Genomic DNA, 26,253 nt, shown 5'->3' with positions numbered 1-26,253 from the left:
GTTGGCTGCAAAGAAAAAACCCGCGCCCAAGCGCGGCGCCAGCCGCCACCAGCCACCCGCCAAGCAGCCGATTCCCGGCTGGGTGTGGCTGGCGGTCGGCCTGACCGTGGGCGCCTTTATCGTATTCCTGATGAAGCTCGAACCCGGCGGCGGCGATATCAAGCGCGCCAAGCCCGAGCAGCAGAAACCGGAGCGAGTCGCCGAGGCCAGCAAGACCACCACACCGACACCCCAGCAGCCGGTGAAGCCGAAGTACGACTTCTACACCCTGCTGCCGGAGTCGGAGGTGATCGTGCCGCCCGAGGCCGTGCCGGAGAAAACCCCGCCGGTACCGGCGCAGCCACCGGTGCCGAGCACTCCGGTCACCCCTGCAGAGGCGGCGAAGATCGACACCGCCCGCGCCCAGGCCGCTTTGCTGGGCCAGACACCGCCACCGGCACCACCGGTGATCAAGCCGGCGGCCACCACCCAGTTCTTCCTGCAGGCCGGCTCGTTCCGCAAGCAGGCGGACGCCGACAAGGTCCGTGCACAGATCATCCTGCTCGGCCAGGCGGTGAAGGTTGAGTCGGGGACGGTCAAGGAAGAGACCTGGTACCGCGTGATGGTCGGCCCGTTCAGCAACCGCGAACAGCTGACCGTGGCGCAAAAGCAACTGGCCGGGGCAGGCTTCAGCAACCTGCTGTTGCAACAGCGCCGCCAGTAAGCGCCAGGCCACGAGCCTCAAGCGTCAAGAAAAAGCAGGATCGACCTGTACCTCTTCTTGCAGCTTGTGGCTCGCAGCTTGCCGCTATCAAACCCGGCGCCGCTCGGCGTTGACCTGGGAAATCTGGCTGTTGAGTGTCCAGAAGTCATACAGCACACCGAGCAGGAACAAACCGCCGGTGAACAGGTAGATCAACGCACTGATCCATTTGCCCTGGTACAGCCGGTGCACGCCGAAAATGCCCAGGAAGGTCAACAGGATCCACGCCAGGTTGTAATCCACGCCGCCCGACTCGAAGCGCGTGTCCGCCTCGCGATCCATCGATGGGATCAGGAACAAGTCGATCAACCAGCCGATGCCCAGCAAACCGAGGGTGAAGAACCAGATCGTCCCGGTTATCGGCTTGCCATAGTAGAAACGGTGCGAGCCGGTGAAGCCGAAGATCCACAGCAGGTAGCCGAGGACCTTGCTGTGGGTGTCGTGCGCGGGCACACCCTGTTGATAACCATTCATTCGAAGCCCTCGTGGGTTAGCCGAAAATTTTCTAACGGAAAATGTGACTTTTCCGTGTTGACCCGACATATGGTACGTGGCTGAGCGACCAACGGATCAGAATTTGATCAAAAAGCTGTTATAAAGTTGCGCGCCAACACCTATAAGAGCTTCATCTATGCCACCTTTTTTCAAGACATGGCTGACCCTCTGCCTTTTATTGCCCCTGGCCGCCCACGCCACCAACCGTGAGCAACGACTCCCCAGCGGTTTCACCGGTTACACGGCCAATGCCGATGCCACGGTGAAACGCGCCCCGGTTCAATACCGCAACACCACCCTGCGTGCCCGCCCTGGCAATGCCGCCAAGCAACAGGCCGCGGGCCTGCAGGCCGTGGCAATGTCACCCAAGCAAAGCAGCGAAGTGCTCAGCCGCGCGGTTAACGTACTGGGCACGCCCTATCGCTGGGGCGGCAGTAGCCCGAAGAAGGGCTTCGACTGCAGTGGCCTGGTCAAGTACGCCTTCAACGACGTGGCCGATGTCGACCTGCCCCGCACATCCAACGCCATGGCTCGGGGCCAGGGCGTGAAGGTGGCCAAGGGTGACCTCAAGCCAGGCGACCTGATCTTCTTCAACATCAAGAGCCGCCGGGTCAACCATGTGGCCATCTACCTGGGCAACGACCGCTTCATCCACGCGCCGCGCACCGGCAAGCGGGTGAGTATCGACAGCCTGGACAAGCCCTACTGGCAAAAACACTACGTAGTGGCCAAGCGCGTGCTACCCAAAGACCAACAGGCACTGCGCCTGGCCAAACGCTAAGCCACGGCACCCTGTAGGAGCCAGCCCTGCTGGCCGAGCAGGCGCCGCAGCGCCTGGGTGCTCGCCGGCAAGCCGGCTCCTACAGCACACCCCGCACCTTCAGCACCTGCATCGCCGCGTCCATCGTCCGCATCCCGATCGCCCCGCCAGCCTGCATCAACGAGTAGACCTGCGTCATCCGCCCCTCGCGGATCAGGTTGCGCACCGCAGGCGTCGCCACCAGCACCTCGCGCGCCGCCACCCGCCCGCCATCGCGACGCTGGACCAGCACCTGCGCGACCACCAGGCGCAGCGAGTCGGCAAGCAGCGTGCGCACCAGCGGCTTTTCCTCCGGCGCGAATACCTCCACCAACCGGTCGATGCTGTTCAGCGCCGAGCGCGTATGCACGGTGGCCAATACCAAATGCCCGGTTTCCGCCGCCCGCAGCGCCAGGCGAATGCTCTCGAGGTCGCGCAGCTCACCGATCATGATCACATCCGGATCCTGGCGCAGCGCACTGCGCAGGCCCTGGGCAAAGTCTCGGCTATGACGCCCGACCTCGCGCTGGCTGACCAGGCTGCGCTGACTGCTGTGGATAACTTCGATCGGGTCTTCGAGGGTGACGATGTGCAGCGCATGGTCGCGGTTCAGGCGGTCGACCAGCGCCGCCAATGTACTGGACTTGCCGCTGCCGGTCGGCCCGCCCACCAGCACCAGGCCTTCCCGATATCGAACGACATGCTCAAAGACCTCCGCCAGTTCAAGCGTCTCGATATCCGCCACCTGTGCCGGTATCAAGCGCACGCTGGCACCCAGCCCATTGCGCTGACGAAACAGGTTTAGCCGAAATCGGCCCAGGCCAGGCAGGCTCAACGCCAGGTCCAGTTCATCTGCGCTTCGCCATTGCTGGCACTGGCCATCATTCAGCAATTTGGCCATGCCTTGTTCCAGCCCCTGTGCTGTCAACGGCGCGAGGTCCAACCGCTGCAGCACGCCAGCCAGACGCAGCAATGGCTGTTCGCCCACGGCCAGGTGCAGGTCGCTGGCACCGGCGGCAACGGCCTGGCCCAGCAGCGCGGTCACATCCATGAGACTCCCCAACGGCGATCAAGCAGGTAGAATGCCGCAGACCCCAAAACCGTCGGCGACGAACCATGTCCACCCTAGCAGACAACATTTCCGCCATTGCCCGCCGCATCGACAGCGCGGCCAGGGCCGCCGGGCGCGATCCAGCCAGCGTCCAGCTGCTGGCGGTGAGCAAGACCAAGCCCGCCAGCGCTATCCGCGAGGCCTACACGGCCGGCCTGCGCGATGTGGGTGAGAATTACCTTCAGGAAGCCCTGACCAAACAACAGGCACTTTCCGACCTGCCCTTGATCTGGCACTTCATTGGCCCCATTCAGTCGAACAAGACCAAGGCCATCGCCGAGCACTTCGACTGGGTACATTCCGTGGACCGCCTGAAGATCGCCCAACGCCTCTCCGAGCAGCGCCCTGCCGACTTGGCGCCACTGAACATCTGCCTGCAAGTGAATGTAAGTGGCGAGGGCAGCAAGTCCGGTTGCGCGCCCGCCGAACTGCCGGCCCTGGCCCAGGCGGTGAAGGCCCTGCCCGGCCTGTGCCTGCGCGGGCTGATGGCGATTCCAGAGCCAACCGAGGACCGCGCCGAGCAAGAGGCCGCCTTCGCCACGCTGCGCCAGCTTCAGGCGCAACTGGACCTTGGCCTGGACACCCTGTCGATGGGCATGAGCCACGACCTGGAAGCCGCCATCGCCCAGGGTGCGACCTGGGTCCGCATCGGCACCGCCCTGTTCGGTGCCCGCGACTACGGCCAGGCCTGAATCCATGCTTAACTCACTCTTTCCCTCAAGGACCTGACATGAGCAAGACTCGTATTGCCTTTATCGGCGCCGGCAACATGGCCGCCAGCCTGATCGGCGGCCTGCGTGCCCAGGGCCTGGACGCCGCGCAGATTCGTGCCAGCGACCCGGGTGCCGAGACCCGCGCGCGGATCCAGGCCGAACATGGCATCGAAGCCTTCGAAAGCAACGCCCAGGCCATCGATGGCGTGGACGTGATCGTCCTCGCGGTCAAGCCGCAGGTAATGAAGGCGGTCTGCGAAACGCTCAAACCCAACCTGCAACCCGGCCAACTGGTCGTCTCGATCGCCGCCGGCATCACCTGCGCCAGCCTGCAGGCCTGGCTGGGCGCGGTCCCGGTGGTGCGCTGCATGCCCAACACCCCGGCGCTGCTGCGCCAGGGCGTCAGCGGCCTGTATGCAACCGAGCAAGTGTCCGCCGAACAACGTCAGCAAGCCGAGCAATTGTTGTCCGCGGTGGGCACCGCCCTGTGGCTGCAACAGGAACAGCAACTGGACGCCGTCACCGCCGTTTCCGGCAGCGGTCCGGCGTACTTCTTCCTGCTGATCGAAGCCATGACCGCCGCCGGCGAGAAACTCGGCCTGCCGCGCGAAACCGCCTCGCAACTTACCCTGCAAACCGCCCTGGGCGCCGCGCGCATGGCGGTGTCCAGCGACGTCGACGCCGCCGAACTGCGCCGTCGCGTGACCTCGCCGGCCGGCACCACGGAAGCGGCGATCAAGTCGTTCCAGGCCAGCGGTTTCGAGGCGATCGTCGAGCAGGCACTGCAAGCCGCGGCGACCCGCTCCGCCGAACTGGCCGAACAACTGGGCAAATAAGGAGCCTTTGATGAATGCACTGTCCGGCGCCGCGATCTTCGTGGTGCAAACCCTGGTCAGCCTGTACCTGGTGATCGTCCTGCTGCGCTTCGTGCTGCAGCTGGTCAAGGCCGACTTCTACAACCCACTCAGCCAGTTCGCCGTGCGCGCCACCCAGCCGCTGCTCAAGCCGCTGCGCCGGGTGATCCCCAGCATCGCCGGCCTGGACACCTCGTCGCTGCTGCTGTCGATCATCATCCAGGCGCTATTGATGGCCTTCGTGCTGATGGTCACCTACGGCACTTTCGGCGACATCCTGCACCTACTGATGTGGTCGATCCTGGGCATCACCTCGCTGTTCCTGAAAATATTCTGGGTGGCGATGATCGTCATGGTCATCGTCTCGTGGGTCGCGCCGAACAGCCACAACCCGGCCGCCGAGCTGGCCTACCAGATCAGCGAGCCGGTGCTGGCGCCGTTCCGCCGCCTGGTGCCGAACCTCGGCGGCATGGACATTTCGCCGATCTTCGCCTTCATCGCCATCCAGGTGATCCAGTCGTTCCTCATGCCGCAACTGGCCGCCTACGCCGGCATGCCGCAGGAGCTGTGGCGGATGATCTGATCCGCCCCGCTACATCGACACTTCCAGCGGCAAGCCTTTGCTTGCCGCTGGGGGTAGCGCTCTTTAGACTTACGCCTCCGTCAAGCGTGAGCAGGGTCGATGTCCACTGTCCTTCCCGAAGATTCCGTCGGTCTGGTAACACCGCAAATTGCCCGGTTCGATGAACCGCTGGCCCTGGCTTGTGGCCGCTCCCTGGCCTCGTACGAGCTCATCTACGAAACCTATGGCACCCTCAACGCCGCCGCCAGCAATGCCGTGCTGATCTGCCATGCGTTGTCCGGCCACCACCATGCCGCTGGCTACCATGCCGCCACCGACCGCAAGCCGGGCTGGTGGGACAGCTGCATCGGCCCCGGCAAGCCAATCGATACCAACCGATTCTTCGTGGTCAGCCTGAACAACCTCGGCGGCTGCAACGGCAGCACCGGCCCCAGCAGCCTCAACCCAGCCACTGGCAAGCCCTACGGCGCCGACTTTCCGGTACTGACCGTGGAAGACTGGGTGCACAGCCAGGCACGCCTGGCCGATCGCTTAGGCGTCCAGACCTGGGCGGCCATCGTCGGCGGCAGCCTGGGCGGCATGCAGGCGCTGCAATGGACCATCACCTACCCCGACCGGGTGCGCCACTGCGTGGACATCGCCTCGGCGCCCAAGCTGTCGGCACAGAACATCGCCTTCAACGAAGTGGCGCGCCAGGCGATCCTCACCGACCCTGAATTCCACGGTGGTTCGTTCCAGGACCAGGGTGTGATCCCCAAACGCGGCCTGATGCTGGCACGCATGGTCGGCCATATCACCTACCTGTCGGACGACTCGATGGGCGAGAAATTCGGCCGCGAGCTCAAGAGCGACAAGCTCAACTACGACTTCCACAGCGTCGAATTCCAGGTCGAGAGCTACCTGCGCTACCAAGGCGAGGAGTTCTCCGGGCGCTTCGATGCCAACACCTACCTGCTGATGACCAAGGCACTGGACTACTACGACCCGGCCGCCGCCCACGGCGGCGACCTGGCGGCGACCCTGGCACATGTGACGGCGGACTACTGCATCATGTCGTTCACCACCGACTGGCGCTTCTCGCCGGCCCGTTCGCGGGAGATCGTCGACGCCCTGATGGCCGCGCGCAAGAACGTCTGCTACCTGGACATCGACTCGCCTTACGGCCACGACGCCTTCCTCATCCCGACGCCCCGCTATATGCAGGGTTTCGCCAACTACATGAACCGCATCGCCGTCTGAGGACCCCATGAGAGCCGACCTGGAAATCATCCAAGACTGGATCCCCGCCGGCAGCCGGGTACTCGACCTCGGTTGCGGCAACGGCGAACTGCTGGCCTCGCTGCGCGAGCGCAAGAACGTCACCGGCTATGGCCTGGAAATCGACGCCGACAACATCGCCGCGTGCGTGGCCAAGGGCGTCAACGTGATCGAACAGGACCTCGACAAGGGCCTGGGCAACTTCGCCAGCAACAGTTTCGACGTGGTGGTCATGACCCAGGCCTTGCAGGCCGTGGAATACCCCGACCGGATCCTCGACGAGATGCTGCGGGTGGGCCGCCAGTGCATCATCACCTTCCCCAACTTCGGCCACTGGCGCTGCCGCTGGTACCTGGCGACCAAGGGTCGCATGCCGGTATCGGACTTCATGCCGTATACCTGGTACAACACCCCGAACATCCACTTCTGCACCTTCGAAGACTTCGAGAACCTGTGCCACGAACGCAGTGCCAAGGTGCTCGACCGCCTGGCCGTCGACCGCCTGCACCGTAATGGGTTGGGCGGCCGGCTTTGGCCTAATCTTCTAGGTGAAATTGGTATCTATCGGGTCAGCAGCCCGGGCCTGCAGGAGCACCAGCTCGCGGTCTGACTCTTGTCAACGGAGGAATGCGATCATGCGTCGACTAGCACTGTTTCTGATCAGCCTGTGCCTGGCCTTGCCGGTACTGGCTGCCGATGCCGCCAGGCCCGAGCGCAAGCAGGACTTCGGCGACGTGACGGTGCACTACAGCGCCTTCACCTCGAGCATGCTGCAACCGGAGATCGCCGCAGCCACGGGCCTGACCCGCAGCAAGAACCAGGGCGTGCTCAACATCGCCGTGCTCAAGGCCGGCAAGCCGGCCATGGCGGTGATCAGCGGCACCGTGAAGGACCTGACCGGGCGCAGCAACCCACTGTCGTTCAAGCAGATCACCGACCAGGGCGCGGTTTACTATATCGCCCAGTTCAAGATCGACCAGGCCGAGACCGTCACCTTCGACCTCAACATCGAATCCGGCGGCGTCAGCCACACACTCAGCTTCAACCAGGAAGTGTTCCCAGGCGAATGATGAATTTCCAGCAACTCGTATTGGCCAGCCACAACGCCGGCAAACTCAAGGAACTGCAAGCCATGCTCGGCGAGTCCGTGCAGCTGCGTTCGATCGGCGAATTCAGCCAGGTAGAGCCGGAGGAGACCGGCCTGTCGTTCGTCGAGAACGCCATACTCAAGGCCCGCAACGCCGCGCGCATCTCCGGCCTGCCGGCCCTGGCCGACGACTCGGGCCTGGCGGTGGACTTCCTCGGCGGCGCGCCGGGCATCTACTCGGCGCGCTACGCCGACGGCAAGGGCGACGCGGCGAACAACGCCAAGCTGCTCGATGCGCTCAAGGATGTGCCTGAAGACCAGCGCGGCGCGCAGTTCGTCTGCGTGCTGGCCCTGGTACGGCATGCCGACGACCCGCTGCCGATCCTCTGCGAAGGCCTGTGGCACGGCAGTATCCTGTTCGAGGCCAGCGGCGAACACGGCTTCGGCTACGACCCGCTGTTCTGGGTGCCGGAGCGCAAATGCTCCAGCGCCGACCTGGCCCCTGCCGACAAGAACCAACTCAGCCACCGCGCCCGCGCCATGGCCCTGCTGCGTCAGCGTCTGGGCCTGGCATGAGCGAAAAGCTGTTGGTACAGCCGGCGGGCCTGATCCTTCCCGAACTCCCGCCGCTGTCGCTCTATATCCATATTCCCTGGTGCGTGCGCAAATGCCCGTACTGCGACTTCAACTCGCACCAGGCCGGCCCGGCGCTGCCGGAAGCCGAATACATCGATGCCCTGCTGGCCGACCTCGACCAGGAGCTGCCTGCCGTTCAGGGCCGCCCTATCAGCACGATTTTCTTCGGCGGCGGCACCCCCAGCCTGTTCAGCGCCGATGCATTGGGGCGCCTGCTGCGCGGTGTCGAACAGCGTATCCCGTTCGCCCCGGACATCGAGATCACCCTGGAGGCCAACCCGGGCACCTTCGAGCAGGAGAAGTTCAAGGCCTACAGCCAGACCGGCATCAACCGGCTGTCCATCGGCGTGCAGAGTTTCCAGCCCGACAAGCTCGAGAGACTCGGGCGCATCCACAATGGCGCCGAAGCGGTGCGCGCAGCCGACATGGCCCGCGCCGCGGGCTTCGACAACTTCAACATGGACCTGATGCACGGCTTGCCAGACCAGTCGCTCGACGACGCCCTTGGCGACCTGCGCCAGGCCATCGAACTGGCGCCAACGCACCTGTCGTGGTACCAACTGACGGTGGAGCCCAACACCGTGTTCTGGAACCAGCCACCGGAGCTGCCCGAGGACGATATCCTCTGGGACATCCAGGAGGCCGGGCAGGCGTTGATGGCTGCACATGGCTACCAGCAATACGAAGTCTCGGCCTATGCCCAGGCCGACCGGGCCGCACGGCACAACCTCAACTACTGGCGCTTTGGCGACTTCATCGGTATTGGCGCCGGCGCCCATGGCAAACTGTCGTTCCCCGACGGCCGCATCCTGCGTACCTGGAAGACCCGCCTGCCCAAGGACTATCTCAACCCGGCCAAGCCGTTCAAAGCCGGTGAAAAGTTGCTCCCGGCCGCTGAGCTGCCCTTCGAGTTCCTGATGAACGCGCTGCGCCTCACCGATGGCGTGCAAGCCGAGCTGTTCAGCCAACGCACTGGCTTGCCACTGACCCAGCTTGCCCAGGCCCGCCGCGATGCCGAACAAAAAGGCCTTTTGCAGGTCGAACCGGATCGGCTGGCGGCCACACCGCGCGGCCAGCTGTTCCTCAACGACCTGCTGCAGTACTTCTTGAATTAAGGATGACCCATGGACCTGGTACTGGACCTGCTCTCGACCGTTTCCCGCTGGAGCCGCAGCAACCTGTCGGAGATCTCGCTGGCCCTGGTGGGCTGCCTGCTGGTGCTGTTCGGCACCGACATCAAGAGCTGGGTGGAAGGCCGCCTGGGCGGCCTGGCGGGCGCCCTGCGCGTGCCGTTCATGGCCCTGCTGGTGATGATCGGCAGTGGCGCGGCGCTGATCTACGCGACGCCTTGGGTGGTGAAAGGGCTGGCCCAGTTCAACAACTATGCCTTGGCGCCGGTGTTGCTGGTGGTGCTAGTGCTGATCGGCGTGGTGGCAGACCGCCGCGGTTGAGCTTGGGCGCAACCTGCGGTCATCGATATTCAAGGTTGCAACCTGGCCTCTACCGCTACCGAACGCTGCCCTGCATGATCAATCCCCACGGCACACAGCCGGCTATCTTGTCGAATGATGATCTTCCCGGTCCCCGTGCCAGGTAAATCGCCGTAGTGAAGGGGGTTCGCACAATCGGTGCGCCGCCAAGGCCCTAGCTTGAACTCCACCCGCTGGAACAAAATGTGCCTTGAGGGAACACTCACTCGATAGGCCCTGCGCCCATAAAAGTCCAGGTAAGGCGCGCTGACCTTCAGTTCCGGTTGCGCCGCAGGCCCGGGCGGGTGCACCAGCACCGGCACGGCCAAGGCATTGCGGTTGGCAGGCTCTGGCCCATCCGTCGCGCGCCCCCATACACACAGCGCCAGTACGGTTGGATTGGCGGGCGCCAGGATAAAACCGGCCACCGACAGGTTCAGCGCCTCCCCCGATGCGCGCACAGGGCCATACCCTTCTGAGCCCTCGCACTGTTCCGGCCATTGCGCAAGCTTGGCCTGGTAAAAGGACGTCGTCGCGTACACGGACGGATCGATGACAATCGGCCTGTGATCGGACTGCTTGTAGATCAAGCGGTTGTCCTCGTCCTTTTCCACTATGGCATTGAAGGTGTTTCCCAAGCCGCAACCTGGGGCTTGGGCATTGAACCGCCCCTGGATCAAGCAAGCCGGGAGAAAACTCAGGTCAGCGGCATGCGCGGCCCCCTCAAGATCGGTGTGCAAGACTGCGACCACGGCATGACTGGCATCCACTACCGGGCTCCCGGAATCGCCATCACGCAGGCTTGCGCCTTCCACTCGCAGCAGGTGTCGGTACAAGACCCCCTCGCCGGTTTGCATGTTGATCCAGGGCAGGTCCTGCACTGGCCAACTGGCGACGCCATTCTGACTGCCGCTCAGGCGCGTCGTCGCGATAACCACCTCGCCATCGAGCGCCTTGCGCCCCGCCAGGGTCATTGGCGTAAGCCCCAAGGCCTTGAGCTCACCCTGAGTCTGGGGCAATTCGAGGATGGCGAAGTCCAGACCCCGGCGGGACAGGTAACGCACGTGCGCGACCTGAAAGTAACGACCTGGCACGCTACCGAAACTAATCTGGCCAACCCCGGCCAACTGCGCGCCGACAAAATCGCCGTCGTCATGCAGCGCATGCCCGCTAGTCACCAACAGAGCCGGTGCGGCGTCGCTGCCACTGTCGAACAAAAATGCCGTGCCCTGGGTAACTTGACGCAGACCGAACGCCCCGTCACTCCCTACCGTGCGTTGATACAGCCCCATAGCAGAGGTATCGAGCCCGTGGTCAAGGGGCTCCGACGCGACACTGACACCGGGTGTCATACCCAGCATGGCAGCGGTCAGTAGCGAACGAAGGGGAGAAGAGAAATAACGCGCGACGCACATGGTGAACCTCCTGGCCGAGTCGGGCTTCAATGCCCGGGACCAGAAGGCTCACACAGCCGCTAGACGGCGAAGACATAACATGTGCTATACAGCCGCGACCAGGTGTCGGCAGCCAGTGTAAGAAAGAGGCGCGCGGGAAGCTCAGGCCACCTTCTCGAACTTCAGGTCCCACACCCCATGCCCTAGCCTCTCGCCGCGACGCTCGAACTTGGTGATCGGCCGCTCTTCCGGGCGTGGCACGTAGGTACCATCAGCCGCCTGGTTGCGATAGCCGGGCGCTGCGCTCATCACTTCCAGCATGTACTCGGCATAGGGCTCCCAGTCGGTCGCCATGTGGAACACGCCACTGGGCTTGAGTTTGCGGCGCACCAGCTCGGCGAACTCCAGCTGAACGATCCGGCGCTTGTGGTGACGCGCCTTGTGCCACGGATCGGGGAAGAACAGCATCAGACGGTCAAGGCTGTTGTCCGCCACGCAGCGGTTGAGCACTTCGATGGCATCGCAGTCGTACACCCGCAGGTTCTTCAGCCCCTGTGTCAGCACGCCATTGAGCAGCGCGCCGACACCCGGGCGGTGCACTTCGACACCAATGAAGTCCAGCTCGGGCGAAGCGGCGGCCATTTCCAGCAGCGAGTGGCCCATGCCGAAGCCGATCTCCAGGGTGCGCGGCGCCGAACGGCCGAACACCTGGTCGTAGTCCACCGGGCTGTCGGTCAGCGGCAGGATGAACTGCGGGCCACCCTGGTCCAGACCACGCTGCTGGCCTTCGGTCATGCGCCCGGCGCGCATCACGAAGCTCTTGATACGGCGGTGCGGGCGGGTTTCGCCGTCTTCGGAGATCGGCGTTTCTTGCGATTCAGTCATCAGGAGCTCTTACTTGATCAGACCATCCAGCGGCGAAGAGGCGCTGGCATAGAGTTTTTTCGGCATGCGACCGGCCAGGTAGGCCATGCGACCGGCAACGATGGCGTGTTTCATGGCTTCGGCCATCAGTACGGGCTGTTGGGCATGGGCGATGGCCGAGTTCATCAGCACCGCTTCGCAACCCATTTCCATGGCGATGGTGGCGTCGGAGGCGGTACCCACGCCGGCATCGACTAGCACCGGCACCTTGGATTCCTCCAGGATGATCTGCAGGTTGTACGGGTTGCAGATGCCAAGGCCGGTACCGATCAGGCCGGCCAGCGGCATGACGGCGATGCAGCCGGCTTCGGCCAGCTGACGGGCGATGATCGGGTCATCGCTGGTGTAGACCATCACGTCGAAACCTTCCTTGACCAGCACTTCGGCGGCCTTGAGGGTTTCGATGACGTTGGGGAACAGGGTTTTCTGGTCGGCCAGCACTTCCAGCTTCACCAGCGTCCTGGACTCATGGGACTTGCGGCCATCGAGCAGCTCACGGGCCAGGCGGCAGGTGCGCACCGCTTCCGTCGCATCGAAGCAACCGGCGGTGTTCGGCAGGATGGTGTACTTGTCTGGCGACAGCACGTCGAGCAGGTTCGGCTCGCCCGCGTTCTGGCCCAGGTTGGTACGGCGCACGGCGACGGTGACGATCTCGGCACCCGAGGCCTCGGTGGCCAGGCGGGTTTCTTCCATGTCACGGTACTTGCCGGTGCCTACCAGCAGGCGCGACTGGAAAGTGCGCCCGGCCAGGATGAAGGGCTTGTCGCTGCGAACGTTGCTCATCGTTGTTCCTCAGGAAAGATTGCGGGACTTTGCTGGCGAGGTTTCAGGGGCGGTTAGCCGCCACCGATGGCGTGGACCACCTCGACCTGGTCGCCGTCCTTGAGCTGCGTGCTCTCATGCTGGCTGCGCGGCACGATGTCCAGGTTCAGTTCCACCGCCACCCGGCGGCCGGCCAGCTCCAGCCGGCCCAGCAGCGCCGCGACGCTCTCGCCTGCGGGCAGTTCGTAAGGTTCACCGTTCAATTGAATGCGCATGCGCACGGCCACCATTGTTCTTTGGGGGCCCGCATTCTAGCCCCGATCCGCCCTGCAACCCAAGGGCGACACACGCCATTAGTCGCGATTGTGGACCGACCGGTCAGCCCAGCCGCCAGGCGGCCAGCCCCAGGCAAAGCCAGCCAGCAAGGAAGCACAGGCCACCCAGCGGGGTGATCATGCCGAGCTTGCCCAGGCCGCTGAGCGTGAGGGCGTAGAGGCTACCGGAAAACAGCAGGATACCCACGGCGAACAAGCCACCGGCCCAGCCGACCAGGCGCCCGGGCAAGTGCGCCGACAGCACCGCCACGCCAAGGATCGCCAGGGCATGCACCAGTTGATAGGTGACACCGGTATGGAAGATCGCCAGGTAGTCGGCGCTGAGGCGGCTTTTCAAGCCATGAGCGGCGAAAGCGCCGAGGGCGACGCCGGTAAAGCCGAAGAACGCGGCGAGCATCAGGAAGCTGCGAAGCATGGGACGACTCCACTGGAGGGGTCTGTATAATGGCCCGTTCCAACGGTCCGGCCAAGCCATCACCATGCTGTCATCCCTTCTTCGCCGCCTTTCCCGCGCCCTGCTCTGGTTCGCTGCTGGCAGCATCGCCGTGGTCCTGGTGTTGCGCTGGGTGCCGCCGCCCGGCACCGCGCTGATGGTCGAACGCAAGGTGCAGTCATGGGCCAGCGGCGAGCCGATCGACCTGCAACGTGACTGGACGCCGTGGTCGGATATCTCCGACGAGCTCAAGGTGGCGGTCATCGCCGGCGAAGACCAGAAGTTCGCCAGCCACTGGGGCTTCGATATCCCCGCGATCCAGGCGGCGCTGGCCTACAACGAGCGTGGCGGCAAGGTGCGTGGCGCCAGCACCCTGACCCAGCAGGTGGCCAAGAACCTGTTCCTGTGGTCCGGGCGCAGTTGGCTGCGCAAGGGCCTGGAGGCCTGGTTCACCGCGCTGATCGAGCTGTTCTGGTCGAAGGAGCGGATACTCGAGGTGTACCTGAACAGCGCCGAATGGGGCAAAGGCGTGTTCGGCGCCCAGGCTGCGGCGCGCTATCACTTCGGCGTGGATGCCAGCCGCCTGACACGACAACAGGCCGCGCAGCTGGCCGCGGTGCTGCCAAGCCCGATCAAGTGGAGTGCCAGCCGCCCCAGTGCCTATGTGGCCAGCCGCGCCGGCTGGATCCGCCGGCAAATGAGCCAACTGGGCGGGCCGAGCTACCTGATGCAGCTCGATCCTGCACACCGGCGTTGACCGCGATGGATGGCACCGGCTACGCCGGTGTTCGCCAGCACGCCGGCTCCTACAAGGGTTAGGCGATACCTGAAAGACAAATGAAAAGGCCGCTTGCCCAGGAGGCAAGCGGCCTTTTCGACCCAGCCAAGCGCCGATCAGATCGTGATCAATGCCTTGACCTTGTTCATCGCGTTCTTCTCCAGCTGGCGAATACGCTCGGCCGACACGCTGTACTTCTCGGCCAACTCATGCAAGGTGGCCTTCTCCTCGGCCAGCCAACGCTGGTAAAGGATATCGCGGCTGCGATCGTCCAGGCCTTGCAGGGCTTCGTGCAGGTTGCTGGTGGAGTTGTCGCTCCAGTCAGCGTCTTCCAGTTGCACGGCCGGGTCGTAGCGGTGGTCTTCCAGGTAATGCGCAGGCGACTGGAAGGCGCTGTCGTCGTCGGCTTCGGCCGCTGGGTCGAAGGCCATGTCATGACCGCTCAGGCGGCTTTCCATCTCGCGTACTTCACGGGGCTCAACGCCAAGGCTTTCGGCCACGCGATGCACTTCGTCGTTGTTCAGCCAGGCCAGGCGCTTCTTCTGGCTGCGCAGATTGAAGAACAGCTTGCGCTGGGCCTTGGTGGTGGCCACCTTGACGATGCGCCAGTTGCGCAGGATGAACTCGTGGATCTCGGCCTTGATCCAGTGCACCGCGAAGGACACCAGACGCACGCCCATTTCCGGGTTGAAGCGCTTTACCGCTTTCATCAGGCCAACGTTGCCTTCCTGGATCAGGTCGGCCTGGGCCAGCCCGTAGCCTGCATAGCTACGGGCGATGTGGACAACGAAACGCAGGTGGGCCATCACCATTTGCCGAGCGGCCTCGAGATCCTGCTCGTAGTAGAGACGCTCGGCCAGTTCACGCTCCTGCTCCGGCGTCAGCAAGGGGATGCTGTTGACCGTGTGCACGTAGGCTTCCAGGTTTGCACCGGGAACCAGGGCATAGGCAGGTTGCAACGAATTGGTCATTCAAGTACCTCCGGCTTACAGACTCATGCCTTTTGGGCACTGCCAGCATAGACAAGGAACCGTTGTACAAGTTCCAGGATGAAAAATTTGTCAATACTGGCTATGAAACATTTATCGCGGTGCAAGCTCGTTCAAGTGACGAGCGACTGCGATCCATGCACCGATATACCCCAACAGTACCGCCCCGATCAAGAGTGAAAGGCCATCAGAGGCCGGTACGCCACCCAGGGCGAAATCACTGCCATACAGGCCGGAAAGCCCGACCACCGCGTCGTTCAGCCAGTTCAGGCCGAACGCCAGGATACCCCAGGCCAGCACGCCCGCACCCAGTCCATACAGGGCGCCCATATACAGGAAAGGCCGACGTACGTAGCTGTCGGTGCCACCGACGAGCTTGATCACTTCGATCTCGACCCGACGGTTTTCGATATGTAGACGAATTGTGTTACCGATTACTAACAGCAACGCGGAAATCAGCATCACCGCCAGGCCGAAGACGAACCGGTCACCCAGCTTGAGAATCGCCGCCAGGCGCTCGACCCACACCAGGTCCAGCTGCGCCACTTCCACGCGAGGTAGCTCGGAGAGGCGCTGACGCAAGGCTTCCAGGGCTGGCTTGTCGACCTCGGTCGGGGTCACCACCACCACGCCGGGCAGTGGGTTGTCCGGCAGTTCGCGCAGCGCCTCGCCCAGGCCTGACTGTTGCTGGAACTCTTCCAGCGCCTGCTCGCGGCTGACGTATTGGGCCTCGGCGACACCGGGCATGCCCTTGATCTCGTCACGCAGGGCCTCACCATCGCGGCTGCTGGCATCGAGCTTGAGGTACAGCGAGATCTGCGCCGCGCGCTGCCAGGAACCGCCGAGTTTCTCGACGTTCTTGAGCAACAACGACAGGCCCATGGGCATGCTCAGCGCCACGGCCATCACCAGGCAGGTGAAGAAACTGCCGATCGGCTGCTTGCCCAGGCGGCGCAAGCTGTCGGCCAAACTGGCACGGTGGCTTTCCAGCCAGGCGTGCAGGAGGCTGCGCAAGTCCGGGCCATCGTCATCGTGATCGCCACGCTTTTGCTTCGACGGCTGCGGATCGGCGGCTTTTGGCGCGACGCGCTCGGAAACCTTTGGTGTACGTGTGGTGCTCATTGCCCGGCCTCCCCATCGCCGATCAAGCGGCCGCGTTGCAGCGTCAGCATGCGGTGGCGCATGCGCGCGATCAGCGCCAGGTCGTGGCTGGCGATCAATACCGTGGTGCCGAGGCGATTGATGTCCTCGAACACGCCCATGATCTCCGCGGCCAGGCGCGGGTCGAGGTTACCGGTGGGTTCGTCGGCCAGCAGCAAGGCCGGCTGGTGGACGATGGCCCGGGCGATGCCGACGCGCTGCTGCTGACCGGTGGACAGGTCGGCCGGGAACAGCTCGCCCTTGTCGCTCAACGACACACGCTCCAGCGCCGAGTCGACGCGCTTGGCGATTTCGGTCTTGGACAGGCCGAGAATCTGCAGCGGCAGGGCGATGTTGTTGAACACGGTGCGGTCGAACAACAACTGGTGGTTCTGGAACACCACGCCAATTTGCCGACGCAGGAACGGGATCTGCGCGTTGCTGATCTGCCCCAAATCCTGCCCCGCCAGCATCAGCTTGCCGCTGGTCGGACGCTCCATGGCCAGCAACAGCCGCAGCAAGGTGCTCTTGCCGGCGCCGGAGTGGCCGGTGACGAACAGGAACTCGCCACGCCGCGCCCGGAAGCTCAGTTCGTGCAGGCCGACATGGCCATTGGGATAGCGCTTGGCTACCTGTTCGAATCGGATCATGAAGGTTCACGCTCGGCGAACAGCGCCTTGACGAAAGGTTCGGCTTCGAAGGTGCGCAGGTCGTCGATACCCTCGCCCACACCGATGAAGCGAATCGGGATGTTGAACTGCTTGGCCAGGGCGAAGATCACGCCGCCCTTGGCGGTGCCATCCAGCTTGGTCAGGGCCAGACCGGTCAGCTCGACGCTCTGGTTGAAGTACTTGGCCTGGCTGATGGCGTTCTGCCCGGTACCGGCGTCGAGCACCAGCAGCACCTCGTGCGGCGCCTCGACATCAAGCTTGCCCATGACCCGACGGACCTTCTTCAGCTCTTCCATCAGGTTGTCCTTGGTGTGCAGACGACCTGCGGTGTCGGCGATCAGCACATCGACGTTGCGGGCCTTGGCGGCCTGCACGGCGTCGAAGATCACCGAGGCCGAGTCGGCGCCGGTGTGCTGGGCGATCACCGGGATCTGGTTGCGCTCGCCCCACACCTGCAACTGCTCCACCGCGGCGGCGCGGAAGGTGTCCCCGGCGGCGAGCATGACTTTCTTGCCTTCGAGCTGCAGCTTTTTAGCCAGCTTGCCGATGGTGGTGGTCTTGCCGGCGCCGTTCACGCCAACCACCAGGATCACGTAGGGCTTGTTCTGCGCCTCGATCTTCAGCGGCTGCTCGACCGGGCGCAGCAACGCGGCCAGCTCTTCCTGCAGCGACTTGTACAGCGCGTCGGCGTCGGCCAACTGCTTGCGGGCAACTTTCTGGGTCAGGTTCTGGACGATGGTCGAGGTGGCCTCGACACCGACGTCGGCGGTCAGCAGGCGGGTCTCGATCTCGTCGAGCAGGTCGTCGTCGATGACTTTCTTGCCCAGGAACAGGCTGGCCATGCCTTCGCCGATGCTGGCACTGGTCTTCGACAGGCCCTGCTTGAGGCGGGCAAAGAAGCCAGGCTTGGCGGGCTCAGTGACGACAGGGGCAGGCTCTGGCTCCACGGCCGTGACGACAGATTCAGCCACCACCGGTGCCACCACGGCGGCCACGACCACCTCCGGCTCGGCCGCCGGGCGCTCCGGAATAGCCGGTGGCGCCTTGGGCTCGAGGTCAGGGACCAGCGCCACCGGCTCTTCGGCAACCGGCAGCACCAGGTTGCTCACCGGCGCAGCTGGTTCGGCCAGCGGCGCCGGGGCGGGCTCGGCGACCACGGGCTCGACGACCGGAATCGGCAAGGGCTCGGCGGTCATCGGCTCGACTACAGGCGCGTGCACAGGCACGGACGCGACCGGCTCTGCGACAGGGGTCGGCAACGGCGTGACAACCACAGGCTCGGGCACAGGCTCGGGCACAGGCGCTGCGGGCACCGGCGCAACAGGTTCAACGGCAGCAGGCGGTTCGACCGCAGGTACCGGTTCGACCGGCGCCGTCGGCTCTACGACCTGCGCTTCAGGGGTTTGCGGCTGTTCGGCGACAGTGGGCTGCGGCTTCTTGCGAAACCAGCTGAACAGGCCTTTCTTCTCGCCAGCCTCGGCCGGCGCTTTTTTGTCGTCGTTGGAACCAAACATGGAAGACGGCTATCTCAGGGTAGCGATGGGCCAGCAGCGGCGCATCGGGAATTCTCGAGTCACGCAGAACAGACTACCGTGGAGCCATCTGGTTCATGCGCAACGTTTTGTCGTAAGGGCCTGCGGGCCAGAACGGCGACAGGCATGGTCGCCAGGCAACCGGATCAGTATCCTAGCACCTCCTGGCCCGCCGACGCTAAACCCAAGCGGGCCGCCGAACAGGTTAAACACCGTATGAATGCTCTAGCCCGCCGCGCCGCAGGCCTGTTGCTCGGCACGTTGTGCCTGCCGCTCGCGGCCTTGGCCGCCGATGTGCAACCCACCCACGAATTCATCCTCGACAACGGCCTGAAGCTGGTCGTGCGCGAGGATCACCGCGCCCCGGTGGTGGTTTCGCAGATCTGGTACAAGGTCGGCTCCAGCTATGAGACACCGGGCCAGACCGGCCTGTCCCACGCCCTCGAGCACATGATGTTCAAGGGCAGCGCCAAGGTTGGCCCCGGCGAGGCCTCGCGCATCCTGCGCGACCTCGGCGCCGAGGAAAACGCCTTCACCAGCGACGACTACACCGCCTACTACCAGGTGCTGGCCCGCGACCGCCTGCCGGTGGCCTTCGAACTCGAAGCCGACCGCCTGGCCAGCCTGCGCCTGCCGGCCGACGAGTTCAGCCGGGAAATCGAGGTGATCAAGGAAGAACGCCGCCTGCGCACCGACGACCAGCCCAACGCCAAGGCCTTCGAGCTGTTCAGCGCCATGGCCTACCCGGCCAGCGGCTACCACACCCCGACCATCGGCTGGATGGCCGACCTCGAGCGCATGAAGGTCGAGGAACTGCGCCACTGGTACGAGTCCTGGTACGCGCCGAACAACGCCACCCTGGTGGTGGTCGGAGACGTCAAGCCCGACGAAGTGAAAGCCCTGGCGCAGAAGTACTTCGGCCCCATCCCCAAGCGTGCGGTGCCGCCGAGCAAGCTGCCGCTGGAGCTGGCCGAACCGGGCCTGCGCCAATTGACCCTGCACCTGCGCACGCAACTGCCCAGCCTGATCTACGGTTTCAACGTCCCGGCCCTGGCCACCGCCAAGGACCCGCGCAGCGTCAACGCCCTGCGCCTGATCTCGGCCTTGCTCGACGGCGGCTACAGCGCCCGCATGCCCGCGCGCCTGGAGCGCGGCCAGGAGCTGGTGGCCGGCGCCTCGTCCAGCTACGACGCCTTCACCCGCGGCGACAGCCTGTTCCTGATCTCGGCCACGCCCAACGTGCAGAAGCACAAGACCCTGGCCGAGGTTGAAAAAGGCGTCTGGGAACTGCTCGACGAACTCAAGACCACCCCACCCAGCACCGAGGAACTGGAGCGCGTGCGCGCCCAGGTAATCGCCGGCCTGGTCTACGAGCGCGACTCCATCAGCAGCCAGGCCACCACCATCGGCCAGCTGGAGACGGTCGGCCTGTCCTGGAAACTGATCGACAGCGAGCTCGACGATCTCAAGCGCGTCACCCCGCAGGACATTCAGGCCGCCGCCCGTACCTACTTCACCCGCGAACGCCTGAGCGTTGCCCATGTACTGCCCGAGGAGTCCGCTCATGAGTGATCGCAGCGCACCGCGCTACACCCTGTTCGGCCTGGCGATCATCGTGCTGGTGGTGGCCGTTGCCGTCCTGCTGGCCCGCCCGGCCCAGTCCGATAACGCAGCCAAGCCGGACACCGCCGCCCGCCCGGCCAATACCCTGCAATCGCTGGCCGAGCTCGACGGCAAGGCGCCCAGCCGCCGCCAACTGGACATCCAGCACTGGACCACCACCGAAGGCGCCCGCGTCCTGTTCGTCGAAGCCCGCGAGCTGCCAATGTTCGACCTGCGCCTGACCTTCGCCGCCGGCAGCAGCCAGGACGGCAGCGTCCCTGGCCTGGCCAGCCTGACCAACGCCATGCTCAACGAGGGCGTGGCGGGCAAGGACGTGACCGCTATCGCCGAAGGCTTCGAAGGACTGGGCGCCGACTTCGGCAACGGCTCCTACCGTGACATGGCAGTGGCCTCGTTGCGCAGCCTCAGCGTCGCTGACAAACGCGAGCCAGCACTCAGGCTATTCACCGAGGTGGTCGGCAAACCGACCTTCCCCGAGGACGCCCTCAAGCGCATCAAGAACCAGATGCTCGCCGGCTTCGAGTACGAGAAGCAGAACCCTGGCAAGATCGCCGGCAAGACGCTTTTCGCCAACCTGTACGGCAGCCACCCATATGGTCACCCCAGCGACGGCACCGCGCAGACCATCCCCGGCATCACCCTGGAACAACTGCGCGCCTTCCACGCCAAGGCCTACACCGCCGGCAACGCAGTGATCGCCCTGGTCGGCGACCTCAGCCGCAGCGAGGCCGAGGCCATCGCCAACCAGGTATCGGCCGGCCTGCCCAAGGGGCAGCCCTTGGCCAAGCCCGAGCAGCCGCGGCAACCCAAGCCAGGTGTGACCCACATCGATTTCCCGTCCAAGCAGACCCACCTGATGCTGGCCGAGCTGGGCATCGACCGTAACGATCCGGACTGGCCCGCCCTGTCGCTGGGTAACCAGATCCTCGGCGGCGGCGCCTTCGGCACCCGCCTGATGAGCGAAGTGCGCGAAAAACGCGGCCTGACCTACGGCGTGTACTCGGTGTTCAGCCCGATGCAGGTGCGCGGCCCGTTCATGATCAACCTGCAGACCCGCGCCGAGCTTAGCGAAGGCACGCTCAAGCTGGTTCAGGACATCCTCGCCGAGTACCTGAAGAACGGCCCGAGCCAGCAGGAACTGGACGACGCCAAGCGCGAGCTGGCCGGCAGCTTCCCGCTGTCCAATGCCAGCAACGCCAGCATCGTCGGCCAACTGGGCGCCATCGGCTTCTATAACCTGCCGCTGAGCTGGCTGGAGGACTTCATGCAACAGTCCCAGGCGCTGAGCGTCGAGCAGGTCAAGGCCGCGATGAACAAGCATCTCGCGGCGGACAAGCTGGTGATCGTCACCGTCGGCCCGAAGGTGGCGCAGCAACCGCTGCCGGCCCCCACTGACAAACCCGCCGAGCAGCCGCTCGGCGTACCGGAGCACTAATGGCAAGACCCAACACTCCCGCGCGCCCGGCCCCAGGCGCCAGCAAGGGCCCCGGCCAGTTGCGCATCATCGCCGGAGAATGGCGCAGCCGGCGCCTGGCCGTGCCGGAAGGCGAAGGCCTGCGCCCGACCCCTGATCGAGTGCGCGAAACCCTGTTCAACTGGCTAGCGCCCTACATCGAGGGCGCCCTGGTGCTCGATGCCTTCACCGGCAGCGGCGCGCTGGTGCTCGAAGCGCTATCCCGTGGCGCGAAGGATGCCGTGGCGCTGGACAGCAACCCCGCGGCCATCACCAACCTCAAGGACAACCTCGAAGTGTTGCGCTGCCCGCGCGGGCAGATCCTGCAGACCGACGCCCTGCGCTACCTGCAAGGCCCGGCCAAGCAGCAATTCGACGTGGTGTTCCTCGACCCGCCGTTCCACCAGGACCTGCTGGCCAACACCTGCAACCTGCTGGAACAAGGCCAGTGGCTGCGCGAGCAGGCGTGGATCTACACCGAAAGCGAAGCCGTGCCCTCCTCACTGCCGATACCGGGTAACTGGCGCCTGCACCGCGAGAAAAAGACCGGGCAGGTGCACTACGCGTTGTGGCAACGCGGTTGAAACACCGGCGCCCCGCCTGCAGCACTATGTAACGCAGGCGGGCACCTCACTGGCATGACACTGCTCCGGCATACCGCCGTCAAGGAGCCACCCTGTCATGCCATCACTTTCCCCTACGGGCGCTACCACAGCCCCGACACTGCAACACTTCACCCTCGACAACGGCCTCAAGGTCTACCTGCGCGTAGACCGTCGCACTGCGCTGGCCTGCGCGCAGTTGTGGTACCAGGTAGGTGCCAGCCTGGAACCCACGGGCCAGTCCGGGCTTTCCCATCTGCTGGAACACATGATGTTCGAGGGCAGCAGCAAACTCGCACCCGGCCAGTACTCACGCCTGATCGAGCATCTGAGCGGCGCTGCGAATGCCTTTACCACCCACGATGCAACCTGCTTCTACATGACCTTGCCCGTTTCGCGCATGGAAATCGCCCTGGAAGCAATGGCTGACGCAATGGCGAGTGCAACGCTGGGCGAGTCACCTTTCGACCGTGAACTCGCAGTGGTCATGGCCGAACGCCGCGCGCAGGTCGATAACATGCCACTCGGCCTGGCATACGAACAGCACAATGCCCTTGCCCACACGGGCAGTGCTTACGCGACGCCGGTGATCGGACATCGCAAGGACCTTGAGCGGATGACCAGCCGAGCCATGCGTGACTGGCACCGGCAATGGTACCGCCCCAACAACGCGGCATTGGTGGTGGTCGCCGATATGACCTTGGCGCAGTTGAAAACCATGGTGACGCGCCATTTCAACGACATCGCAGCGCAACCGTTACCGCCCCGCACGATCCCCCGTGCCGCCACCGAGCTGCATCGTCGCGAACAGACCCTGACGCTGCCGGGCCTGCGCGATGGTGTGCTGATCAGCTTCAATGCACCCAGCCTGGCAACCGCCATCCTCCCTGCACAGCCCCATGCACTGCGCCTGATCTGCCACATCCTGACCCAAGGCACCAGCTCCCGGCTGGCCCGCCAGTTGGTAACCACCGAGGAGCTGTTACTGGGGGTGCGCTCCGATTACACCCATCTGAGCCGCGGTGACGATTTATGGACCCTCGCCGCCTACACCTCAGCCAAAACCACCGTGCACGCCGCAGCCGAGCGCGTACTGGAACAGATAGACCTGCTGCGCACGACCCCGCCGACGGCACAAGAGCTCAAACGAGCCAAGGTTCGCCTGCTGGCCGAACTGACCTTCAGGCGAGACGACATCGATCAGCAAGCCACAGCCATTGGCCAAGCCTATGTCGGCGGGCAGGACCCGCACCTGCTGGACCAGGAAACACGGCTTATCAGCCAGGTAAGCGCCGCCCAGGTGCAGGAGGCGGCCCAAGCCTGGCTGACACGCGAACGCATGACCATTACATACCTGCAACGCAAGGAGCAGCACGCCGATGAATGACATCATCCGAAGCGAATCAACGCAAACCACCGGCATCATCCCGGAACAATTCAGCTCGACCCGGGACCTGGACCTGAACCAGCTCGAGCCGATCAGCAAGCCCGTACAGCATTGGCACACCCAGAGTGGGACCTCGGTTCGATTCGTGCCGAGCCACCAGCTTGCCCTGGTCGACCTTGTGCTCGAGTTCAAGGCTGGCCGCGCGCTGGATGGCGATTCACCAGGCCTGTCCGCCTTGACGCTGTACACCCTGGACGAAGGCACCCAGGCACTGACTGCCAATCAATTCAACGAGCGCCTGGAAAGCCTGGGGGTTACCATCGACAAGCGCCTGCGCGCAGAGCATGCCAGCGTGAGCCTGCGCAGCCTGTCCGACAGCGCCGTACTGGAACCGGCGGTCGACTTGTTGATCGGCATGGTCGCGCAACCTGCATTGAGCGACGCCGCCGTGGCCCGCATCAAACGCCAGGTGCTGGCAGCACAAGCCGCGACAGACGCTTCAGCGCAATCACGCATTCGCGACGAAGCCTTTCGGCAGTTGTTCAAGGGCCATGCCTATGCCCATGCCTTGAGCGCCACCCAAGCAGGCATAGCGTCCATCAACGTCGACGCCGTCAAGACCTTCCACCAACGCGCTTACTCGGCGAGCAACCTGCAGATATCGCTGGTGGGTGACTTGTCCCGGGCACAGGCCGAAACCCTGGCTGAACGCATCTGCCAGGCGCTGCCACAGGGCTGGACAGCTATCGATACGCCCCCCGTGCCGGCCCCGGTAGCGGAAATCATCCATGTGGAACAAGCGGGCGCCAGCGACACGGCACTACTGGCCGTCCCCCTACGCCACCCGCTGCGAGCCGGTACGCAGACGTATCTGGCCATGGTGATGGCCAACCAGGTACTGGGCGTGGGCATGGAATCACGACTGATGCGCACACTGCGACAGCAGCGTGGCCTGACCTACGATGTGCGATCGACCCTGATACCGCTGCAAGCAGCGACGATACTGGTCATCGAGTGGGAGATCGACGCGCGCTACAACGATGCCTCCCAGGATCTGGTGAGCGAGGTGCTCAGCCAGTTCATCACTCAAGGCCCGACCCTTCCCGAACTGGACCTGGCCCGCCGGCAACTGGCCGGCACGCGCCTGCGTGAAGTCGCCCGCAACCAGACACTCAGTCGGCTTTTGGCAAAAATGGGCCAGCAGGACTTGCCGGACGACCATCTATCCACTTACGTCGATCGGTTGCTGAGCCTCACCGTGGATGATGTGCGCCAGGCCCTGCAGTTGCTGGACCTCGATGCCATCGTCGCGGTGAGCGCAGGACCATCGCTGGATCAGCAGCCGTTGCCAGCACCGACGACAACCGACCAATAGCGCAGGTACAGTGGCGCTGTTTCATGGCACTCTAGGCGGGCACAACACGAGCCCCCAGCATGCCCAGCCTCAGCGCCACCTTCTGCCCGGCCACCGGCCTGTCCAACCCCCACCTGCAAACCTTGTGGGGGCCACTGTGGCGCAAACTCCCCGACCTTTCGCGCCAGCGCGAGCGCCTGTGGCTGGCCGACGGCGACTTCCTCGACCTCGACTGGCACGGCCCGCACCGGCCTGAGGCACCGCTGGTGCTGGTACTGCACGGCCTGACCGGCTCATCCCACTCGCCCTATGTCAAAGGCCTGCAGCAAGCCCTGCAGGCGCACGGCTGGGCCAGCGTCGCGCTGAACTGGCGCGGTTGCTCGGGCGAGCCCAACCTGCTGCCGCGCAGCTACCACTCCGGCGCCAGCGAAGACCTGGCCGAGACCCTCCGTCACCTGCGTGCCCAGCGACCGCTGGCACCGCTGTATGCAGTGGGTTATTCGCTGGGCGGCAATGTGCTGCTCAAGTACCTGGGGGAAAGTGGCTCGGCCAGCTTGCTGGAGGCGGCGGTGGCCGTGTCGGTGCCGTTTCGCCTGGACCAGTGCGCCGACCGTATCGGCCAGGGTTTCTCGAAGGTCTACCAGGCGCATTTCATGCGCGAGATGCGCGGCTACGTGCACAACAAGCAGCGGCTTTTTCGCGACCAGGGCCACCACGAAGGGCTGGCCGCCCTCGAGCGCCTCGGCTCGCTGCGCAACCTGCGCACGTTCTGGGATTTCGACGGGCGGGTCACTGCGCCGCTCAATGGTTTCAACGACGCCCACGATTACTATCGGCGGGCCTCCAGCCGCTATTACCTGGGCGAAAACCGCACGCCGACGCTGATCATCCACGCCAGCGACGATCCATTCGTGTTCGGCCACAGCCTGCCCAATGCCAATGAGCTGGCCACAGGGACACAGTTCGAGCTGCACAGCCGGGGTGGCCACGTTGGGTTCGTGGACGGCAGCCTGCGCAATCCGGGGTATTACCTGGAGCGACGGATTCCACAATGGCTGCTGCAGGGGCGGTGACTCTGTAGGAGCCAGCCTTGCTGGCGAATGGGCCTTCTGGCAAGACTGCGCCTTGCA

Annotated in this window: 29 protein-coding genes; 18 read left to right on the top strand and 11 right to left on the bottom strand. The window is 64.5% G+C overall.

Annotation, left to right across the window (positions count from 1 at the left end):
• The first annotated feature begins 1 nt into the window (after nucleotide 1).
• Nucleotides 2–703: an SPOR domain-containing protein gene (locus ACODS5_RS06675; protein ID WP_134691345.1), complete on the top strand. Its 702-nt coding sequence runs from the start codon at nucleotides 2–4 to the stop codon at nucleotides 701–703.
• A gap of 87 nt (nucleotides 704–790) precedes the next feature.
• On the opposite strand, the gene ACODS5_RS06670 is transcribed toward ACODS5_RS06675, so the two are convergent.
• Entirely contained in the window at nucleotides 791–1,216 is a 426-nt protein-coding gene (locus ACODS5_RS06670; protein ID WP_134691344.1) for an NINE protein, read from the bottom strand.
• A 157-nt stretch (nucleotides 1,217–1,373) separates the two neighbouring features.
• Here ACODS5_RS06670 and ACODS5_RS06665 point away from each other — a divergent pair, with 157 nt between their 5' ends.
• On the top strand, nucleotides 1,374–2,018 hold the full coding sequence (locus ACODS5_RS06665) for a C40 family peptidase (RefSeq protein WP_134691343.1): 645 nt from the start codon (nucleotides 1,374–1,376) through the stop codon (nucleotides 2,016–2,018).
• Between the two features lie 79 nt (nucleotides 2,019–2,097).
• Here the strand turns inward: ACODS5_RS06665 and ACODS5_RS06660 are convergent, their stop codons facing one another.
• Nucleotides 2,098–3,087 (bottom strand): type IV pilus twitching motility protein PilT, encoded by a 990-nt coding sequence (locus ACODS5_RS06660; protein ID WP_134691342.1) that lies wholly within the window; start codon nucleotides 3,085–3,087, stop codon nucleotides 2,098–2,100.
• 65 nt (nucleotides 3,088–3,152) lie between these two features.
• Between ACODS5_RS06660 and ACODS5_RS06655 the strand changes: the two genes are divergently transcribed.
• The 9 genes from ACODS5_RS06655 (at nucleotide 3,153) to ACODS5_RS06615 (ending at nucleotide 9,728) form a co-directional block, all read left to right on the top strand.
• Nucleotides 3,153–3,839: a YggS family pyridoxal phosphate-dependent enzyme gene (locus tag ACODS5_RS06655; RefSeq protein WP_489108262.1), complete on the top strand. Its 687-nt coding sequence runs from the start codon at nucleotides 3,153–3,155 to the stop codon at nucleotides 3,837–3,839.
• Nucleotides 3,840–3,877: 38 nt separating this feature from the next.
• Nucleotides 3,878–4,696 (top strand): pyrroline-5-carboxylate reductase, encoded by an 819-nt coding sequence (gene proC / locus ACODS5_RS06650; RefSeq protein WP_134691340.1) that lies wholly within the window; start codon nucleotides 3,878–3,880, stop codon nucleotides 4,694–4,696.
• Nucleotides 4,697–4,706: 10 nt separating this feature from the next.
• Complete coding sequence (locus ACODS5_RS06645) at nucleotides 4,707–5,297, top strand: YggT family protein (protein WP_134691339.1); 591 nt, start codon at nucleotides 4,707–4,709, stop codon at nucleotides 5,295–5,297.
• Nucleotides 5,298–5,396: 99 nt separating this feature from the next.
• A complete protein-coding gene (metX, locus tag ACODS5_RS06640; RefSeq protein ID WP_489108261.1) occupies nucleotides 5,397–6,536 on the top strand; it encodes a homoserine O-succinyltransferase MetX in 1,140 nt (379 codons plus the stop codon).
• Between the two features lie 7 nt (nucleotides 6,537–6,543).
• Nucleotides 6,544–7,164 carry a methionine biosynthesis protein MetW gene (gene metW / locus ACODS5_RS06635; protein WP_134691337.1) on the top strand — a complete coding sequence of 207 codons (621 nt, stop codon included), beginning with the start codon at nucleotides 6,544–6,546 and terminating at the stop codon, nucleotides 7,162–7,164.
• A 25-nt stretch (nucleotides 7,165–7,189) separates the two neighbouring features.
• On the top strand, nucleotides 7,190–7,624 hold the full coding sequence (locus tag ACODS5_RS06630) for a DUF4426 domain-containing protein (RefSeq protein ID WP_489108260.1): 435 nt from the start codon (nucleotides 7,190–7,192) through the stop codon (nucleotides 7,622–7,624).
• Nucleotides 7,621–8,217 carry an RdgB/HAM1 family non-canonical purine NTP pyrophosphatase gene (gene rdgB / locus ACODS5_RS06625; RefSeq protein WP_134691335.1) on the top strand — a complete coding sequence of 199 codons (597 nt, stop codon included), beginning with the start codon at nucleotides 7,621–7,623 and terminating at the stop codon, nucleotides 8,215–8,217. Before ACODS5_RS06630 ends, rdgB begins: the two co-directional genes overlap by 4 nt.
• Nucleotides 8,214–9,392, top strand: coding sequence for a radical SAM family heme chaperone HemW (gene hemW / locus ACODS5_RS06620; RefSeq protein ID WP_489108259.1), 1,179 nt, complete (start codon nucleotides 8,214–8,216; stop codon nucleotides 9,390–9,392). The genes rdgB and hemW overlap by 4 nt, the downstream gene beginning before the upstream one ends.
• 9 nt (nucleotides 9,393–9,401) lie before the next feature.
• Nucleotides 9,402–9,728 carry a DUF3392 family protein gene (locus ACODS5_RS06615; protein ID WP_134691333.1) on the top strand — a complete coding sequence of 109 codons (327 nt, stop codon included), beginning with the start codon at nucleotides 9,402–9,404 and terminating at the stop codon, nucleotides 9,726–9,728.
• A 29-nt stretch (nucleotides 9,729–9,757) separates the two neighbouring features.
• Here ACODS5_RS06615 and ACODS5_RS06610 read toward each other — a convergent pair whose 3' ends face one another.
• From ACODS5_RS06610 to ACODS5_RS06590, 5 genes are all read right to left on the bottom strand, one after another.
• Nucleotides 9,758–11,161, bottom strand: a complete 1,404-nt coding sequence (locus tag ACODS5_RS06610) for a S1 family peptidase (protein WP_489108258.1) — start codon at nucleotides 11,159–11,161, stop codon at nucleotides 9,758–9,760.
• Between the two features lie 141 nt (nucleotides 11,162–11,302).
• Nucleotides 11,303–12,025, bottom strand: a complete 723-nt coding sequence (gene trmB / locus ACODS5_RS06605) for a tRNA (guanosine(46)-N7)-methyltransferase TrmB (RefSeq protein WP_134691331.1) — start codon at nucleotides 12,023–12,025, stop codon at nucleotides 11,303–11,305.
• 9 nt (nucleotides 12,026–12,034) lie between these two features.
• Nucleotides 12,035–12,847, bottom strand: a complete 813-nt coding sequence (locus ACODS5_RS06600) for a thiazole synthase (RefSeq protein WP_046853827.1) — start codon at nucleotides 12,845–12,847, stop codon at nucleotides 12,035–12,037.
• 53 nt (nucleotides 12,848–12,900) lie between these two features.
• Nucleotides 12,901–13,101, bottom strand: coding sequence for a sulfur carrier protein ThiS (gene thiS / locus ACODS5_RS06595; protein WP_038707614.1), 201 nt, complete (start codon nucleotides 13,099–13,101; stop codon nucleotides 12,901–12,903).
• 103 nt (nucleotides 13,102–13,204) lie between these two features.
• Nucleotides 13,205–13,576 (bottom strand): DUF423 domain-containing protein, encoded by a 372-nt coding sequence (locus ACODS5_RS06590; protein ID WP_046853826.1) that lies wholly within the window; start codon nucleotides 13,574–13,576, stop codon nucleotides 13,205–13,207.
• A 64-nt stretch (nucleotides 13,577–13,640) separates the two neighbouring features.
• Between ACODS5_RS06590 and mtgA the strand changes: the two genes are divergently transcribed.
• Nucleotides 13,641–14,351, top strand: coding sequence for a monofunctional biosynthetic peptidoglycan transglycosylase (mtgA, locus tag ACODS5_RS06585; protein ID WP_134691330.1), 711 nt, complete (start codon nucleotides 13,641–13,643; stop codon nucleotides 14,349–14,351).
• A gap of 137 nt (nucleotides 14,352–14,488) precedes the next feature.
• Here the strand turns inward: mtgA and rpoH are convergent, their stop codons facing one another.
• The 4 genes from rpoH to ftsY all read right to left on the bottom strand — a co-directional run bounded on the left by rpoH (nucleotide 14,489) and on the right by ftsY (nucleotide 18,686).
• A complete protein-coding gene (rpoH, locus tag ACODS5_RS06580; protein ID WP_134691329.1) occupies nucleotides 14,489–15,343 on the bottom strand; it encodes an RNA polymerase sigma factor RpoH in 855 nt (284 codons plus the stop codon).
• 111 nt (nucleotides 15,344–15,454) lie between these two features.
• A complete protein-coding gene (gene ftsX / locus ACODS5_RS06575; RefSeq protein ID WP_134691328.1) occupies nucleotides 15,455–16,483 on the bottom strand; it encodes a permease-like cell division protein FtsX in 1,029 nt (342 codons plus the stop codon).
• Nucleotides 16,480–17,151, bottom strand: coding sequence for a cell division ATP-binding protein FtsE (ftsE, locus tag ACODS5_RS06570; protein ID WP_134691327.1), 672 nt, complete (start codon nucleotides 17,149–17,151; stop codon nucleotides 16,480–16,482). The genes ftsX and ftsE overlap by 4 nt, the downstream gene beginning before the upstream one ends.
• The gene (gene ftsY / locus ACODS5_RS06565) at nucleotides 17,148–18,686 is read right to left on the bottom strand and encodes a signal recognition particle-docking protein FtsY (RefSeq protein WP_489108257.1); all 1,539 of its coding nucleotides are present in this window, start codon (nucleotides 18,684–18,686) and stop codon (nucleotides 17,148–17,150) included. Before ftsY ends, ftsE begins: the two co-directional genes overlap by 4 nt.
• 234 nt (nucleotides 18,687–18,920) lie before the next feature.
• On the opposite strand from ftsY, the gene ACODS5_RS06560 reads away from it, so the two are divergent.
• The 6 genes from ACODS5_RS06560 (at nucleotide 18,921) to ACODS5_RS06535 (ending at nucleotide 26,196) form a co-directional block, all read left to right on the top strand.
• Nucleotides 18,921–20,276 carry a M16 family metallopeptidase gene (locus ACODS5_RS06560; protein WP_134691323.1) on the top strand — a complete coding sequence of 452 codons (1,356 nt, stop codon included), beginning with the start codon at nucleotides 18,921–18,923 and terminating at the stop codon, nucleotides 20,274–20,276.
• Complete coding sequence (locus tag ACODS5_RS06555; protein ID WP_489108256.1) at nucleotides 20,269–21,762, top strand: M16 family metallopeptidase; 1,494 nt, start codon at nucleotides 20,269–20,271, stop codon at nucleotides 21,760–21,762. Before ACODS5_RS06560 ends, ACODS5_RS06555 begins: the two co-directional genes overlap by 8 nt.
• The gene (rsmD, locus tag ACODS5_RS06550) at nucleotides 21,762–22,364 is read left to right on the top strand and encodes a 16S rRNA (guanine(966)-N(2))-methyltransferase RsmD (protein WP_489108255.1); all 603 of its coding nucleotides are present in this window, start codon (nucleotides 21,762–21,764) and stop codon (nucleotides 22,362–22,364) included. The genes ACODS5_RS06555 and rsmD overlap by 1 nt, the downstream gene beginning before the upstream one ends.
• Before the next feature lie 97 nt (nucleotides 22,365–22,461).
• A complete protein-coding gene (locus ACODS5_RS06545) occupies nucleotides 22,462–23,769 on the top strand; it encodes a M16 family metallopeptidase (RefSeq protein WP_489108254.1) in 1,308 nt (435 codons plus the stop codon).
• Nucleotides 23,762–25,144, top strand: coding sequence for a M16 family metallopeptidase (locus ACODS5_RS06540; RefSeq protein WP_489108253.1), 1,383 nt, complete (start codon nucleotides 23,762–23,764; stop codon nucleotides 25,142–25,144). Before ACODS5_RS06545 ends, ACODS5_RS06540 begins: the two co-directional genes overlap by 8 nt.
• Nucleotides 25,145–25,203: 59 nt before the next feature.
• Complete coding sequence (locus ACODS5_RS06535) at nucleotides 25,204–26,196, top strand: hydrolase (protein ID WP_134691313.1); 993 nt, start codon at nucleotides 25,204–25,206, stop codon at nucleotides 26,194–26,196.
• The last annotated feature ends 57 nt before the right edge of the window (nucleotides 26,197–26,253 follow it).

This window comes from Pseudomonas sp. FG47 (assembly GCF_057809115.1).
Note: the sequence above shows the minus strand (reverse complement) of the source record. Positions and strands in the feature narration are given on the sequence as shown.